General features: G+C 72.0%; 16 protein-coding genes and 1 pseudogene. 14 read left to right on the top strand and 3 right to left on the bottom strand.

Translation table 11 applies throughout. From position 1 onward, the window contains the following. Positions 1-25: 25 nt before the first annotated feature. Positions 26-940, bottom strand: a complete 915-nt coding sequence (locus ACIA8N_RS27045) for a LysR family transcriptional regulator (RefSeq protein ID WP_365786733.1) — start codon at positions 938-940, stop codon at positions 26-28. Between the two features lie 128 nt (positions 941-1,068). Between ACIA8N_RS27045 and ACIA8N_RS27040 the strand changes: the two genes are divergently transcribed. The 13 genes from ACIA8N_RS27040 to ACIA8N_RS26980 all read left to right on the top strand — a co-directional run bounded on the left by ACIA8N_RS27040 (position 1,069) and on the right by ACIA8N_RS26980 (position 13,658). Then, positions 1,069-2,184: a fumarylacetoacetate hydrolase family protein gene (locus ACIA8N_RS27040; RefSeq protein WP_365786731.1), complete on the top strand. Its 1,116-nt coding sequence runs from the start codon at positions 1,069-1,071 to the stop codon at positions 2,182-2,184. Beyond that, complete coding sequence (locus ACIA8N_RS27035) at positions 2,181-3,137, top strand: cyclase family protein (protein ID WP_365786729.1); 957 nt, start codon at positions 2,181-2,183, stop codon at positions 3,135-3,137. Before ACIA8N_RS27040 ends, ACIA8N_RS27035 begins: the two co-directional genes overlap by 4 nt. Before the next feature lie 38 nt (positions 3,138-3,175). Beyond that, positions 3,176-4,306, top strand: a complete 1,131-nt coding sequence (locus ACIA8N_RS27030) for an FAD-dependent oxidoreductase (RefSeq protein ID WP_365786726.1) — start codon at positions 3,176-3,178, stop codon at positions 4,304-4,306. Between the two features lie 62 nt (positions 4,307-4,368). Continuing rightward, on the top strand, positions 4,369-5,373 hold the full coding sequence (locus ACIA8N_RS27025; RefSeq protein WP_365786793.1) for an amidohydrolase family protein: 1,005 nt from the start codon (positions 4,369-4,371) through the stop codon (positions 5,371-5,373). A 13-nt stretch (positions 5,374-5,386) separates the two neighbouring features. Then, entirely contained in the window at positions 5,387-6,328 is a 942-nt protein-coding gene (locus ACIA8N_RS27020) for a VOC family protein (RefSeq protein WP_365786724.1), read from the top strand. A 214-nt stretch (positions 6,329-6,542) separates the two neighbouring features. Further along, the gene (locus ACIA8N_RS27015) at positions 6,543-7,514 is read left to right on the top strand and encodes a fumarylacetoacetate hydrolase family protein (protein WP_399416803.1); all 972 of its coding nucleotides are present in this window, start codon (positions 6,543-6,545) and stop codon (positions 7,512-7,514) included. Continuing rightward, a complete protein-coding gene (locus ACIA8N_RS27010) occupies positions 7,511-8,290 on the top strand; it encodes an SDR family oxidoreductase (protein ID WP_365785716.1) in 780 nt (259 codons plus the stop codon). The genes ACIA8N_RS27015 and ACIA8N_RS27010 overlap by 4 nt, the downstream gene beginning before the upstream one ends. Positions 8,291-8,305: 15 nt before the next feature. After that, entirely contained in the window at positions 8,306-9,061 is a 756-nt protein-coding gene (locus ACIA8N_RS27005) for a CoA transferase subunit A (protein WP_365785713.1), read from the top strand. Beyond that, positions 9,061-9,711: a CoA transferase subunit B gene (locus ACIA8N_RS27000; protein WP_365785711.1), complete on the top strand. Its 651-nt coding sequence runs from the start codon at positions 9,061-9,063 to the stop codon at positions 9,709-9,711. Before ACIA8N_RS27005 ends, ACIA8N_RS27000 begins: the two co-directional genes overlap by 1 nt. Positions 9,712-9,854: 143 nt before the next feature. Further along, positions 9,855-11,075: an FAD-dependent monooxygenase gene (locus ACIA8N_RS26995; RefSeq protein WP_365785709.1), complete on the top strand. Its 1,221-nt coding sequence runs from the start codon at positions 9,855-9,857 to the stop codon at positions 11,073-11,075. 22 nt (positions 11,076-11,097) lie between these two features. Further along, complete coding sequence (locus ACIA8N_RS26990; RefSeq protein ID WP_365785707.1) at positions 11,098-12,135, top strand: cupin domain-containing protein; 1,038 nt, start codon at positions 11,098-11,100, stop codon at positions 12,133-12,135. A 50-nt stretch (positions 12,136-12,185) separates the two neighbouring features. Beyond that, positions 12,186-13,049, top strand: coding sequence for a fumarylacetoacetate hydrolase family protein (locus tag ACIA8N_RS26985; protein ID WP_365785705.1), 864 nt, complete (start codon positions 12,186-12,188; stop codon positions 13,047-13,049). Positions 13,050-13,280: 231 nt separating this feature from the next. Next, complete coding sequence (locus tag ACIA8N_RS26980) at positions 13,281-13,658, top strand: nuclear transport factor 2 family protein (protein WP_365785703.1); 378 nt, start codon at positions 13,281-13,283, stop codon at positions 13,656-13,658. A gap of 153 nt (positions 13,659-13,811) precedes the next feature. On the opposite strand, the pseudogene ACIA8N_RS26975 reads toward ACIA8N_RS26980, so the two are convergent. Together ACIA8N_RS26975 and ACIA8N_RS26970 are read right to left on the bottom strand one after the other, a co-directional pair. After that, positions 13,812-14,111: pseudogene (locus ACIA8N_RS26975) on the bottom strand (IS630 family transposase); the annotation flags it as partial. Between the two features lie 367 nt (positions 14,112-14,478). Beyond that, positions 14,479-15,114, bottom strand: a complete 636-nt coding sequence (locus ACIA8N_RS26970; RefSeq protein WP_365785701.1) for a TetR/AcrR family transcriptional regulator — start codon at positions 15,112-15,114, stop codon at positions 14,479-14,481. Between the two features lie 90 nt (positions 15,115-15,204). Between ACIA8N_RS26970 and ACIA8N_RS26965 the strand changes: the two genes are divergently transcribed. Continuing rightward, on the top strand, positions 15,205-15,618 hold the full coding sequence (locus ACIA8N_RS26965) for a DUF4345 domain-containing protein (protein ID WP_365785699.1): 414 nt from the start codon (positions 15,205-15,207) through the stop codon (positions 15,616-15,618). The last annotated feature ends 120 nt before the right edge of the window (positions 15,619-15,738 follow it).

The raw sequence follows: 15,738 nt of genomic DNA, 5'->3' as shown, positions 1-15,738 counted from the left end.
GCCGGGGCGCGGGGAGGCGGCGGGATCAGATGTCGGTGTCGGCGATGCGTCGGCCGACCCTGGCCGCGGTCTCCCGGAGCCAGATGTGGGCGGCGTCGTGGGTGTGGACGGGGTGCCACCAGAGGGCCTCGCGCAGCGGGACGGCCTCGTAGGGCGGTTCGAGGACGCGTACGGCGGCGATGGGGGCGAGCAGGCGGGCGAGGCGGGCCTGGACGAGGGCGATGCGGCGGGTGCCGGCGACGAGGGCCGGCAGTGCGTGGAAGCTGTCGACGGAGACCTCGACGCGCGGTTCGATGCCGAGCATCCCGAGCTGGCGCACGGCGGGGGCGTCGTAGGTGCGCTGATAGGTGACCCAGGGCAGTCGGGCGAGGTCCTGGCGGGTCAGGCGGTCCTCGACGCTGGGGTGGTCGTCGGCGACGACGAAGACCCATCGGTCGTCGTACAGGTCGGTGGCGGGGAAGTCGCTGATGACGCCGTGCGGCATGAGCAGTCCGTCGGTGGCGCTGAGCAGGCTCGCCGTGTCGTCGACGACGGTGATGGGGGTGCGGGTGAAGCGCAGGCGGATGCCGGGGGCCTCTTCGTAGACGGTACGGGCGAGCTCGACGCCGAAGACGTCGACGGCGTAGTCGGAGGCGATGACGCGGAACTCGCGGGTCTCGGTGGCCGGGTCGAAGGCCGCCTGGCTGGCGAAGAGACGTTCGAGGACGTCGTAGGCGGTGGAGGTGCGGTCCAGGAGGACCTGGCCGAGCGCGGTGAGTTCGTACTGGCTGCCCACCCGGGAGAGGAGTTCGTCGCCGAAGTGCCGGCGCAGGCGGGCCAGGGCGGCGCTCATCGCGGGCTGGCTCAGCCCCACGCGCCGGCCGGCCTTGGTGACGTTGCGTTCCTCGAGGAGGGCGCGGAGCGCGACGACGAGGTTGAGGTCGAGGCGTGCCAGGTTCACGGGCGGATTCCCCTTCCGACGGCGCGCAGCCACGGCTTATTCGTACGGTGAATGAAAGTGATCCACACAATCGATTTCCCTGATTGCTCGGAGCGGGTCCAGATTAGTCCCACCGCAATCAGGAGGACATGTCGGTGAAACCTCAATCCGCTGCTGATCTCTTCGCCGGGCCCTTCGCTCTCGGCACTCTCTCGGCCGCTGACGGCCCCGCCTTCCCCGCTCTCGTCGACCGCGAGGGCCAGGTCCTCGACCTGCGGACGGCTCTGGCCGACCCGGCGCTGACGATGCGCGGTCTGCTGGAGCAGTGGCAGACCGTCCTCCCGCGCCTGCGGGAGCTCGCGGCCGAGGCAGGGCAGCCCCGCCGCCCGCTGTCGGACTTCCGCGTCCTCGCTCCCGTCGAGCCGCGGCAGATCTTCCAGTCGGGCGCCAACTACCGCCGGCACGTGATCGACCTGCACGTCGCGCACCGCGATCCGTCCGACGGGCGCTCCGAGGAGGAGGCGCGCGCCGAGGCGGCCGCGATCATGGACCGGCGGGCGGCCGACGACCTCCCGTACGTGTTCATCGGCCTGCCCAGCTCGATCACCGGTCCCTACGACGACGTCACGCTGCCCGCGTGGGCGGCGAAGCCGGACTGGGAACTGGAGCTCGCGGCCGTGATCGCCCGGCCCGCCTACCAGGTGTCCCCCACGGAGGCGCTGGAGTACGTGGCGGGCTACACGATCGCCAACGACCTCACCGACCGGGCCACCGTGTTCCGCAGGGACATGCCCCAGATCGGCACGGACTGGCTGCGCAGCAAGAACGCGCCCGGGTTCACCCCGCTGGGCCCCTGGATCGTGCCGGCCGAGTCCGTCGGCGACACCGGTGACCTGCGGCTGACCCTGAAGCTGAACGGCGAGGTCATGCAGGACGAGTCCACCGGGGACATGATCTTCGACGTGGCGCGCATGGTGTCGTACGCCTCGCAGAGCGCGCGGCTGCTGCCCGGCGACCTCGTGCTCACCGGTTCGCCCGCGGGCAACGGCATGCACTGGGGACGGCTGCTGCGCGACGGCGACGTCATGGACGCCTCGATCACCGGCCTCGGTGCGCAGCGCACGCCGTGCGTCGCGGAGGACGCGCGGCCCGCACCTCGTGGCGCGGAGGAAGCTCCGGACACCCCTCGTGGCGCGGAGGAAGCGCCGGACACCCCCCGTGGCGCGGAGGAAGCGCTCACCTCTCGTGGCGCGGAGGCGTCATGAACCGCAGCGATCCCGAGGGCGCCATCGCGCAGGCCGCGAAGGCCTGTTCCAACTGGGGGCGCTGGGGCGAGGACGACCGCCTCGGCACCGTGAACTTCCTCGACGAGGCCAAGCGCAGGGAAGGCGCCGCGCTCGTCCGCAGAGGCGTCAGCTTCTCGCTGTCGCAGCGTTTCGACATCGACGGACCGCAGAAGGGCTGGCGCCGCCGGACCAATCCGGTCCACACCATGCTCGACACCGGCACCGACGCGGCACTGGGCAACCAGGGGCTGCCGCACGGCATCGGCGGCGCCGACGACGTGATCGCGATGCCGCTCCAGTGCTCCACCCAGTGGGACGGCCTGGGCCACATCTTCGACCACGGCAAGGCGTGGAACGGACGGCCGGCCGAGCAGGTCGTCACCTCGGACGGCGACCAGGTCACCGGCATCGAGCACATGGCGCCCCACATCGCCGGCCGCGCCGTACTCCTCGACATCGGCCGGACGGCCGGCGAGGACGGTGAACTCCCCGACGGGTTCGCCATCACCGAAGAGCATCTGACGGCCGCCGCCGAGGCCCACGGGGTCACCGTCGGCCGCGGCGACATCGTCCTCGTACGGACCGGGCAGCTCGCCAGGGTCCGCCGGGAGGGCTGGGGCGACTACGCCGGCGGCGCCGCCCCCGGCCTCTCGTTCACCACGGCGTCCTGGCTGCACGCCGCCGAGATCACCGCGATCGCCACCGACACCTGGGGCTTCGAGGTGCGGCCCAACGAGTTCGACCACGCCTTCCAGCCCCTGCACCAGGTCGTCATCCCGCACATCGGTCTGCTGATCGGCGAGATGTGGGACTTCGAGGCCCTCGCGGACGACTGCGCCGCCGACGGCGTCCACGAGTTCTGGCTCACCGCCGCACCCCTGCCCATCACCGGCGCCGTCGGGTCTCCCGTCAACCCGATCGCCGTCAAGTAGTCCCGGGGCACACCGCCCGAGGAACAAGGGAGTTCCCCATGAGCACACCCCGCAAGGTCCTGGTCATCGGCGGCGGCGCGGCCGGCAACGCCGCCACGATCCTGCTGAGCCGCGCCGGGATCGCCGTCGACCTCGTCGAGGCGAAGGACGACTGGAACGCCACCGCCGGATCCGGCATCACCCTTCAGGGCAACGCCCTGCGCGTGCTGCGCGAACTCGGCGTCTGGGAGCAGGTCAAGGCCTCCGGCTTCGCCTTCGGCTCCGTCGGCATCACCTCGCCGGGCGGCGACGTCCTGCACGTCCAGCGCGACCTGCGCACCGGCGGCGACGACCTGCCGGCGACGGTGGGCATGCGGCGCCCGCGGCTCCAGCAGATCCTGATCGACGCCGTACGGGCCGTCGGCGCGACCGTCCGTCTGGGCACGACCGCCACCGTCGTGGACCAGGACGCGACGGGCGTCTCCGTCCGGCTGAGCGACGGCAGTGAGCACCGCTACGACCTGGTCATCGCCGCCGACGGTCTCGGCTCGGCCACGCGCGCGCAGATCGGGATCACCGACAAGCCGGAACCGACCGGCATGGCCATCTGGCGCGTGGCCGCCCCGCGGCCCGTGGGCGTCGAGCGCACCGACCTCGCCTACGGCGGCCCCGCGTTCATCGCCGGCTACTGCCCGACCAGCGACACCACGCTGTACGCGTACGTCGTCGAGGAGAACCGCGACCGCGCCTCCATACCCGCCGCGTCGTACGCGGAGGAGATGCGGCGCATCGCGTCCGCGTACGGAGGTGCCTGGCCGGCCATCACCGCCACGATCACCGACCCGTCCCAGGTCAACTACACGTGGTTCGACCGTCTCCTCGTCGAGGGTTCGTGGCACCGCGGCCGGGTCGTCCTGGTCGGCGACGCCGCCCACTGCTGCCCGCCCACCCTCGCGCAGGGCGCGGCGCTCTCGCTCGAGGACGCCTGGGTCCTGGCGCAGCTCCTGACCGGGACCGAGGTCTGGGACGAGGAACTGCTGCGGGGCTACTACGAGCGGCGCATCGCGCGGGTCCGCCCGGTCGTGGAGGCGTCCGTCCAGATCGGCCGGTGGCAGCTGGACCACGTCCGCGACGCCGACGTGCCCGGCCTGATGGCCCGCACCATGACGATGCTCAGGGAACTGCCGTGAAAGCACCCACACCCACCGCGGACGCCCACACCGTGACCGCACCCGCGGAGACCCCGTACCCCGTGACCACCCCCACCGTGGACGTGCACGCCCACGTCCTCCTCCCCCAGATCGATGCCCTCGTCGCCGACCAGGCCGGGTACGCGCGGGCCAAGGAGCTCGACGCCCGGCGCAACGGGCCCGCCGCGCTCGCGGTCAGCGGGCCGATGGTCCGCGACCGACTGCCCCGTCTCACCGACGTGACGGTCCGGCTGGCCGACATGGACGCCCAGGGCGTCGACGTCCAGCTGGTCAGCCCCTCCCCCTCGCACTACCACTACTGGGCGGACGCCCCGACCGCCGAGAAGGTCTACCGGCTCGCGAACGAGGCCACCGCGGCCCACTGCGCCCAGGCGCCGGACCGGCTGCGCGGCCTCGGACTTGTCCCCCTGCAGCACCCCGAGCAGACCGTCACGGCCCTTGACCACGCCCTCGAACAGGGCCTGGCCGGGGTGGAGATCTCCAGTCACGCCCCCGGCAGAGAACTGTCGGACCCGGCCTACGAGCCGTTGTGGTCCCGTGCCGAGGAGACGGGCGCGGTCCTCTTCCTCCACCCGTTCGGCTGCACGCTCGACGAGCGCCTCGACCGGTGGTACCTGTCCAACACCGTCGGCCAGCCCACCGAGAACGCCGTCGCCCTGTCCCACCTGATCTTCTCCGGCGTCCTCGACCGGCACCCCGGGCTGAAGATCGTCGCGGCTCACGGCGGTGGCTACCTGCCCACCCACATCGGGCGCAGCGACCACGCCTGGCGCGCCAGGACCGACGCGTCCGCCGGCTGCGCCCAGCCGCCGAGCAGCTACCTCCGGCGGCTGTACTTCGACTCGCTCGTGCACGACCCGCGCGTGCTGCGGGCGCTGGTGGAAGCGGCCGGCGCCGACCGGGTGCTGCTCGGTTCCGACTTCCCCTTCGACATGGGTTCGTCCGACCCCGTGGCCGACCTGCGGTCCGCGGGACTGGCCGAGGCCGACCTCGACGCCGTCCGCGGCCGGAACGCCGCCGCCCTGCTCAACCTCTCCCCCGCCTGAGGAGGCAACCGTCATGAGCGCACCCCGCCTGCTCACCCATCTGCGGCACGTGGACCTCGCCGTGCCCGACTACGACAAGCAGCTCGACTTCTACGCCGGCGTCTGGGGCCTCACCAAGGTCGCCGAGGACTCCGGTGTCTCCTTCCTCGCCGCCGAGGGCAGCCCGGAGCAGTACGTGGTCCGGCTGCGCAAGGCCGAGGAGAAGCGGCTCGACCTGGTCTCGTACGGCGCCGCCACCCCGGCCGACGTCGACACGCTCGCCGAACAGCTCCTGGCCGGGGGCGTGCGGCTGATCTCCCGGCCGGGCACGGTCGACACCCCCGGTGGCGGCTACGGCTTCCGCTTCTTCGACGTCGACGGACGCACGATCGAGGTCTCCGCCGACGTGGCGGCGCGCCGGCACCGCAAGATCGAGGAGAAGGAGTCGATCCCGGTCAAGCTGTCGCACGTCGTGCTCAACTCGCCGGACCTGGACCGCACCCGCGCCTGGTACGAGCGGCACCTCGGCTTCCGGCTCTCCGACACGCTCAGCTCGCCCCACATGGGCGAGGTCATGCACTTCATGCGGATCAGCAGCCGGCACCACTCCATGGCGCTGGCCAAGGGGCCGCACACCTCGCTCCACCACATCTCCTTCGAGATGCGCGGCATCGACGAGTACATGCGCGGCACGGGCCGGGTGCTCCGTGCGGGGCACACGAAGATCTGGGGTCCCGGCCGGCACATGGCCGGGGACAACACCTTCACCTACTTCCTCGACCCGCACGGCAACACCGTCGAGTACACCACCGAGCTGGAGGAGCTCGACGAGGACACCTGGCACCCCCACGTCTACGACTTCTCCCAGCCCGACGTCACCGACCAGTGGGGCACCGCGAACCCGATGAGCGAGCTGGTCGCCAAGGAGTCGTTCAACGACCCCGACCGCGGCTGCTTCGTCGCCCCGCCGGTCTGACGACGGCCCTGCGGGCCAAGTACCGGCCCCCGGGCCCGCCCGTTCCCCGGGGGCGTGGCGGCGGTTCACGCCCTGACTCCCGCCGCCGCGCCCCCGGTCACGGTCCACGAGGCCGGCTCCCGTCCTGAGAAACCGCCACCGTGCCGCTCCTCTTCGTCCAGGACGGCCCGGCCTCGTGTCCGACCTCTCTTCCGATCCTTCTTGGAGCCGCACCATGCGCTTCGCCGCTTTCGAGTACCGGCACCGGCCCCGTGTCGCCGTCGTGGAAGACGACGGCACGCTCTTCCCCCTGCCGGGTGTCACCTCGCTGACCGATCTGATCCGTGAGACCGGCGGCCTCGCCGGGCTGCTCGCCGCCGGCGCGGCGGCCCAGGACGTGCCACCCGGCCCGCACGTCTCCCAGGTGCGGCTTCTCCCGCCCCTTCGCCCGTCGTCCGTGCGGGACTTCGTCACCTTCGAGGAGCATGTCGAAGGCGTACGCCGGTCGGTGAGCGGCGAGGCGGGTGTACCCGAGCAGTGGTACGAGGCGCCCACCTTCTACTTCACCAACCCGCACGCCGTCTTCGGCCCCCAGGACGACGTCCCCATGCCTCCCGGATCGTCCGTCCTCGACTTCGAGCTGGAGGTCGCGGCCGTCATCGGGCGCGACGGCCGCGACCTGACCCCGGAACAGGCACGGGATCACATCGTCGGGTACACGATCTTCAACGACTGGTCCGCGCGCGACCTGCAGTCGGCGGAGATGCGGGTCGGCCTCGGCCCGTGCAAGGGCAAGGACACCGCCACCACCCTCGGCCCGTACCTGGTGACCGCCGACGAGCTGGAGCCCCACCGCGACGCCGAGGGCTTCCTGCGCCTCGCGCTGACCGCCGAGGTCAACGGGGAGCGGGTCGGCAGCGACCTGCTGTCCAACATGAGCTGGACCTTCGAGGAGATGGCCGCGTACGCCTCGCGCGGCACCCGGGTCGTCGCCGGCGACGTCCTGGGTTCGGGTACGTGCGGCAACGGCGGCTGTCTGGCCGAGCTGTGGGGCCGTTCCGGCCGGCGGAGTCCGCCGCCGCTGGGGCCGGGCGACACGGTCACCCTGACCGTCGAGGGTCTCGGCTCCCTCACGACCCGCGTCGTGCCCGGTACGGCGCCGGTGGAGTTGCCCCGGGGGCGGCGCCGCAGCCGGGAGCGGCCGTGAACGGCGGCCGGCTCGCCGGGCGGGTCGTCGTCGTCACGGGTGCGGCACGGGGCCAGGGCGCCGCCGGGGCCGCCGCGTTGGAACGCGAGGGCGCCACCGTCGTCGCCACCGACGTGCGCGGCGGCGGGAGCGTGCGGCGGCTCGACGTCACCGTGGCCGAGGACTGGGCCGCTCTCGCCGACGATCTGCGCGAGACGTACGGTGTGGTCCACGGACTGGTCAACAACGCCGGGATCACCTGGCGGGCCCGCCTTGACGAGGTCACCACCGAGGACATGAGCCGCGTCCACGCGGTCAACGTGCACGGACCGCTTCTGGGCATCCAGCATCTGGCTCCGCTGATGCCACCCGGCTCCTCGGTCGTGAACGTCGGCTCCTCCGCGGCCCTGACGGCCCACTATCCGGTGGCGTACACGACGAGCAAGTGGGCGCTGCGGGGCCTGTCGAGGGCCGCCGCCCTGGAGCTGGGGCCGCGCGGGATCCGGGTGAACACGATCCATCCCGGTTTCATCGAGACGGAGATGACGGCCTCGGCGGCACCGGCGTTCCGCGAGGCGAACGTCCGGGAGACGCCGCTGGGGCGGGTCGGGAGCGTCGGGGAGGTCACGCCGCTTGTCGTGTTCCTGCTGTCGGACGAGTCGGCGTTCATCACCGGCGCCGAGATACCGGTCGACGGCGGCCTCACCTCGCACGGCGGTGTGAAGTCCGTGTCCGACGCGCTGCTCGCCGGCGACGGCGGACGGTCGGCCGTGCCACCCGGCCGCCCACTCACCTGAAAGGAAACCGCACCCGTGGACAAGGTCATCCATCATGCCTCGGACGCCGTCGCCGGCATCCCCGACGGCGCGTCGCTCGCCGTCGGCGGCTTCGGCCTCAGCGGCATCCCCGAGACACTAATCCGGGCCCTGCACGCCCAGGGCGCCACCGGCCTCCGGGTCGTCTCGAACAACTGCGGCGTCGACGGGCGGGGGCTCGGGATCCTGCTGGCCGCCGGGCGCATCGCCCGGGTCACCGGCTCGTACGTCGGCGAGAACAAGGAGTTCGCCCGGCAGTACCTCGGCGGCGAACTCGAGGTCGAGCTCGTCCCGCAGGGGACCCTCGCCGAACGGCTGCGGGCCGGTGGCTGCGGCATCCCCGCCTTCTACACGCCGGCCGGTGTCGGCACCCAGGTCGCCGACGGCGGACTGCCCTGGCGGTACGGGCCCGACGGCGGCGTCGCCGTCGCCTCCCCGGCCAAGGAGATCCGCGAGTACGACGGTCGGCCGCATGTCCTCGAACAGGGCATCACCACCGACTTCGCGCTCGTACGGGCCTGGCGCGGCGACCGGCACGGCAACCTCGTCTTCCGCCGGGCCTCGGCCAACTTCAACCCCCTGGCAGCCATGGCAGGGCGGGTCACGATCGCCGAGGTCGAGGAGCTCGTCGGGCCCGGCGCCCTCGATCCGGACCAGGTGCACCTGCCGGGCGTCTTCGTCCGGCACGTCGTGCCGCTCACCGCCGCCCAGGCGGCGGACAAGCAGATCGAGAAGAGGACGGTGCGCGGCTGATGGCCTGGAACCGCAACCAGATGGCCGCGCGGGCCGCATCCGAGCTCGCGGACGGGTCGTACGTGAACCTCGGCATCGGCCTGCCGACGCTCGTCCCGGCGTTCGTTCCGGCCGGTGTCCATGTCGTGCTGCACTCGGAGAACGGCATCCTGGGGACGGGGCCGTATCCCGCGGAGCACGAGGTCGATCCCGATCTGATCAACGCCGGGAAAGAGACGGTCACCGTCCTTCCCGGTGCCTCCTTCTTCGACTCGGCCCTGTCGTTCGGGATGATCCGCGGCGGCCACATCGACACCGCCGTCCTGGGCGCCATGCAGGTCTCGCGGGAAGGCGACCTGGCGAACTGGATGATCCCCGGCAAGATGGTCAAGGGCATGGGCGGGGCGATGGACCTCGTCCACGGCGCACGCCGGGTCGTCGTGCTGATGGAGCACACCGCCAAGGACGGCACACCGAAGATCGTCGAGAGCTGCACCCTGCCCCTGACGGGCCGCCGCTGTGTCGACCGGATCATCACCGACCTCGGCGTCCTGGACGTCACCGGCCGCGGCCTGGCCCTCGTGGAGACCGCGCCCGGTGTCACCGTCGAGGACATCCGCGCCCGCACCGACGCTGTGGTGAGCGTCGACGGCGCCACCGCCGCCTGCTGATCCCCCGCTCTCCCGCGGGTCCGCGCGCGGGCCCGCGGCCGAACGTACCCCCCTTTTCCGTCTCGACGGTCCACACCGACGATCCCGCCGCGGACACCCGCGGTCGCCGGACGACGGACCGATTCCTCTCAAGGAGGTTCCTGGTGCCTGTGACGTCCCCGCCCCTCCACATCGCCGTCGTCGGCGGCGGCATCGGCGGTCTGGCCGCCGCCCTCGCGGTCGCCCGGGCCGGCCACCGGGTGACCCTGGTGGAACGGGCCGCCCGCTTCGGTGAGATCGGGGCCGGCCTGCAGCTGGCGCCGAACGCCTCGCTCGCCCTGGAGGAACTCGGCGTCCTCGACGCCGTCCAGGGCTCCGCCGTCGCGCCGCCGCGGCTCGTCATGATGGACGCCGTGAGCGGCGAGCAGATCACCGCCCTCGACCTGCGCGGCGCCGCCTACACCAATCGGTTCAGGTACCCGTACCTCGTCACCCACCGGACCGACCTGCACGGGGCCCTGCTGGCCGCCTGCCACCAGCACCCGTCGGTCGACCTGCGCACCGGGCGCACCGTCACGGACGCCGTGGAGACGGCGGGCGAGGTGCACCTCGGCTTCGCCGAGACGGCGGAACGACTCACGGCGGACGCGGTGGTGGCGGCGGACGGCCTGCACTCGCGGCTGCGGCAGATCCTCGTCGGCGACGGCGACCCCGTCTGCTCGCGGTACGTGGCCTTCCGGGGCGCCCTGCCCGTCAGCGGCATGACGGGCGCCATGTCGCGGCACGCGTCGTCGGAAGCGGTCATCGTGTGGGCCGGGCCGCGCATGCACCTCGTGCAGTACCCCGTCCGGCGCGGAGAGCTGTACAACCAGGTCGCCGTCTTCGAGAGCGACCGGTACACCCCCGACTCCGACGACTGGGGTACCGAGGCGGAGCTGGAGGAACGGTTCGCCGGCGCCTGCGGCACCGTCCGGGACGCGCTGCCCCTGATCGCGCGGGACCGGCGCTGGCCGCTGTTCGACCGTCTGCCCGTCGACGACTGGGTCCACGGCCGGATCGTGCTCCTGGGCGACGCCGCCCACCCGATGCTGCAGTACCTGGCTCAAGGCGCCTGCCAGGCGCTGGAGGACGCCGTGACGCTCGGCCGCGCCTTGCGCGAAGAGACCGACCCGGAGCGGGCCTTCGCGTCCTACGCGGGCCTGCGGCGCGAGCGGGCCGCCGGCGTCCAGACCAACGCCCGGCGGTTCGGCGAGATCTGCCATCTGGACGGCATGGGCGCCGTGCTGCGCAACCGGCTCCTCTCGACCCGCACGCCCGACGACTTCGACGACATCTCCTGGGTGTGGACCCCCACGACCGAACGCGTGCCCTCCACCACCCCGTGAACAGCCACCGCGAGGAGACACCATGACCGACGACCCCGCCTACCAGGCCCTCGACGCGCTGGGCGCCGCTCCGCTCTGGCGCTTCTACGGCAACCTGTTCGCCGCCGAGCCCCGCAGCCGGGCCGTGCCCTACCGGTGGAGCTGGCGAGAACTCCGGCCGCACCTGCTGCACTTCTCCGGGACCCTGTCCCTGGACGAGGCCGAGCGCCGGGTCCTGATGCTCGTCAACCCGGGCCTGACGGACCCGCCCGCGACCGTCAACACCCTCTACGCGGGGCTGCAGATCATCCTTCCCGGGGAGACCGCCCAGGCGCACCGGCACACCTCCAACGCCTTCCGCTTCATCCTGGAGGGCGAGGGCGCCTGGACCACCGTCGACGGAGAGCGTGTCTTCATGGCACCGGGCGACCTCCTGCTCACCCCCGGCTGGCACTGGCACGACCACACCCACGAGGGCGACGCGCCGATGATCTGGCTCGACGCGCTGGACTATCCCCTGGTCAACGCCCTGGAGGCGGGCTTCTACGAGAAGTACCCCCAGCGGCTCCAGCCCGTGACCCGGCCCGACGACGCCGGATCCCGCCAGTTCCTGCACGGCCGCCTGACCCCTGCGTGGATCACCCCCGCAGGGCCGAACTCCCCCGTCACCCGCTACACGTGGCGGGAGACCGGCCGGGCCCTGGAGGCCATCGCCGACACCGCCGACGGGAGTGACGTCGACGGCATCGTCCTGGAGTACACCAACCCCTGGACCGGCGGCCCCGTCATGCCCACCATCGGCTGCCGCGTCCAACGGCTGCGGCCGGGCTTCGAGGGTGCCGGACGCCGCCACACCGCGTCGACCGTCTTCAGCGTGGTCCGCGGCGAGGGCGCCACCATCGTCGACGGAAAGCGTCTCGACTGGGCCGAGAACGACACCGTCGCGATTCCCGGCTGGGCGTCCTACCGGCACCTGAACACCTCGGCGACCGACGACGCGGTCCTGTTCTCGTACAGCGACGAGCCCGTCATGCGCTCGCTGGGCCTGTACCGCACCGAGAGCGCCGATCCCGGCGCCTGACCACCCGCCTCTCCCCCACCTTCCTCTCCCACATCCCCAAGGAGGCCACGATGCGTCTGGCCATGTTCGACAAGGGACGGCTCGGCGTCGTCGACGGCGACACGATCACCGACGTGACCGACCAGGTCGACCTCACCGCCCCCGGCGCGGCCGGTCTGCTGCACCACTACATCGAGACGGTGTCCCTCGGCACCGGCCCGGTGCTGGACCCCGAACGCGGCCGCCGCGTTCCGCTGGCGGAGGTGACCCTGGAGGCGCCGCTGCCGCGGCCCGGCAAGATCGTCGGAGCGCCGGTCAACTACCTGGACCACAAGGCGGAGATGGACTACCCCACGTCCATCGCCGACCTCGGCGTCTTCCTGAAGGCGAACTCGTCGGTGATCGGCCCGGGCCAGGACGTCGTCCTGCCCTACTCCGACAAGCGCACCGACCAGGAAGGCGAACTGGGCGTCGTCATGGGCCGGACCGCGACACGGGTGAGCGCCGACGACGCGCTGGACCACGTCTTCGGCTACACCTGCCTGCTGGACATCACCGTGCGCTCCGGCGAGGACCGCTCCACCCGCAAATCCTTCGATACTTTCACCCCGATCGGCCCCTGGGTGGTGACCGCCGACGAGATCCCCGACCCCGACCGGCTCGACCTGCGCTGCGACGTGGCAGGCGAGACACGCCAGCGCACCAGCACCGCGGACCTCATCTTCGGCGTCCGTGAACTGGTCGCGTACGCCTCGTCGGTGATGACCCTGTACCCGGGCGACGTGATCGCGACGGGCACCCCGGCGGGTGTGGGTCCGCTCGGCCACGGCGATCGCGTGGTCGTGGAGATCGAGCGGGTCGGCCGGCTGGAGGTGGGCGTGGACGGTTCCAGGGCCGTGCCCTACACCACCCGCCCGGGCCACCGCCGCGCCTGAGGCTCGTCGTCCTCCGCGGGGCGGGGATGGAAGCGGGAACTCAGCCGCAGGACAGCGCGCCGCGGTGTGCTTCGTTGTCTGTTCGCCACAGCGTGCGCCAGAGCACGGACATGAGGGTGCCGGCGCCCAGGATGAGCACGGCTAGTGCTGTGACCGGGATGGTTCACCGTGGTCGGGAGACAGCTCACGGGAGGAGCGCGGTCCGAACGAGGCGAGTGGTATTACTGGTGCATGCAGGAAGAGACCGCGCGGTCCGCGATCGACACGTTCATCTCCGCGTTCAACGCCTCGGACGACAGCTATGTGACTGCGCTGCTCTCCCAGGCCCTCACCTCGGACGTGGTCTTCTGGGGACCGTTGGGCCGCAGTGAGGGGATCGAGGCGGTCGAGCGGCTCGTGCTGGACATCCGGCGCCACCCCGCGGGGACCGGCACGATGGTGCGCTGTTCGGCGGTGGACATGCCGGACGAGTGGGCCAGGTACCAGTGGGTCTTCACGACGCCGGATGGAGGCCCCCGCCTGGCGGGAACGGACGTCGTCCATCTGAGGCGGAGCCTCATCGACCAGGTCATCGTCTTCGCGGGCGAGATCGAGCCGTCCGCCTCCTGAGTCATTCTCCTCCGGCGCCGTCCTTCTCCTGAACCGGCACCGTTCGGGGCTCCGGGTCCGCCCAGCCGAGATCATCTTCACGACGCCTCGGTCGTCCGCGCTTGGCAACGGGCGGACCGATGACGAGCCGTGGCTGTGTAAGTTCGCGGTTGGTCAGGCTGCGGTGTTGAGGGGGCGTCCGACCCAACGGATGCCCTTCTCGCTTCGGATGCGGGCGCGTTCCTTGCGTTCGGCGGCCAGGACGTCGCGGTGGTCGGCGTCGGCGTTGCGCCGGCGTAGACAGGCGTGCAGGGCTCGTGTCTGCACGGTGTGGTTCGGGTGGTTGGAGTTGGCGATGGTGAACTGCCTCAGCGGTCCGAAGTGGGCCTCGATGGGGTTGGCCCAAGAGGCGTAGGTCAGGGTGAAGCACAGCTCGACCTTGTGCTTTGTAGCCCGGCGGCGGAGAAAGGTGCCGCGAACGCCGGCCGCACTCAAGTCGATCCGCGCCGCCCGGCCTTACGGCGCCCCCTCGTCGGCCGCCACCAGCTGGGCGATCACCGGCACCGATTCCCGCCGGCCGGGGCCGGCGGCATCATCGCGCGCCGATAGCGCACCGCGTTGGTGCTGCCCGGGCGCACGATCTGCTGCGGCCGCTGCCCCTTCTGGTCGGTCAGTCTGCGCACACGCACAGGCTCGGCCACCGCGCCTCCAGCGGTCGGATCGGACGTCACCACACATCCAACCGCCACGACGACCAACCCGGCGAACCTTTGCGGTCACAGCACTGGCGAGGTCAGGCAGCCACGCGTCATGACCCGGTCGCCCCGCTCCGCGACCGTGCTCACGGCGTCGCGCCGTCGCCGGGCCGCTCTCGCGGCCAGTCGGGTGCCGGGTCCTCCGCGAGCAGGGGGCGGAGGGCTCCGAGGACCGCGCCGACGCAGACGTCGCGCAGTTGGGTGCGAGTGCAGGTCTCGTGGGTGAGCCAGTCCACGCAGAGGACCTGGACGAAGACGAGCCAGCTCTTCAGGACGCCGGAGACGGCCTCGCGGGCGCCGTCGTCCGTGAGGGAAAGGCCGGCCAGCAGCCGGGCGCGGAGCGCGTCCAGTTCGTTCGTCATGATCGTCTGGATCACCGGGTCTCCCGCGAGGACCCGGTTCGCGGTGAGGACGGCGTTGCGGTTCGCCACGAAGTAGTCGAGATGGACATCCATGCCCTGGGTGAGCTGCTCCACCAGGGACTGCGTGGGGTCGAACCGCGTCTCGGCGAGCAGCCGGTCCGCCGCCTGCTGGTAGATGGCCGCGAAGAGGGCGTGCTTGGCGGGGAAGTGACGGTAGAGCAGGGCGCGGGAGACACCGGCCTGTTCGGCGACCTCCTCCATGAGCACATCGGCGTACGGGTGAGCGGCGAAGAGCCGTGCGCCGACGGCGAGGAGCTGGGCGCGGCGGTCGGCGGGAGTAAGTCGTCGGCGAGGAGGCACGAGCGCAGCTTAGTTGACATGTGTCCACTGGCGCGGGCACCTTAGTAGACACACGTCAACCAAGCTCCGCCACGACTGCTCGGAGGAACCATGGCCAAGACTCTGCGCGCACTCACACAAGTGATGGGCTGGGCCTGCGTGCTGATCGGCCTGCTCCACGTCGCACTCGGCAACGCGGCGACCCCCGGCGCCGGTTCCGCCGGCCCCACGATCGACAGTTGGGGCCGGTTCATGGGGGCCGCCTTCGCCGGCTACGGACTGGCCTGGCTGTGGGCCGCGCGGCAGCGCCCGATCCCGGCCCACGTGGTGCGGTGGCTGGCCGGCGTCTTCCTGCTGGGCGGCGTGGGCCGACTGCTCTCGCTCGCCGTACACGGCCGGCCACAGGGGTTCCAGATCGTACTGACGGTGATCGAGCTCGCCCTGCCGCCGGTCTTCTTCTGGCTGGCCGACGCCGAGGAGCGGGCTGCGGGGAGCAGCGCGGAGGCCGTGCCCGCCGGACGGTAGGAGCACCGGGCCCCGCCCGCCCGGTCGCACGCAGGGGCCAGATCTGGAGATCACGAAGACCCGGCAACTGCGCCCAGGGGCGGGACCGGGACCTGACGCTCGATGTGCCCAACGCCTCTC

The organism is Streptomyces sp. NPDC051822 (assembly GCF_044452745.1).
Lineage (GTDB): Bacteria > Actinomycetota > Actinomycetes > Streptomycetales > Streptomycetaceae > Streptomyces.
This window is presented reverse-complemented; position numbering and strand designations above follow the sequence as displayed.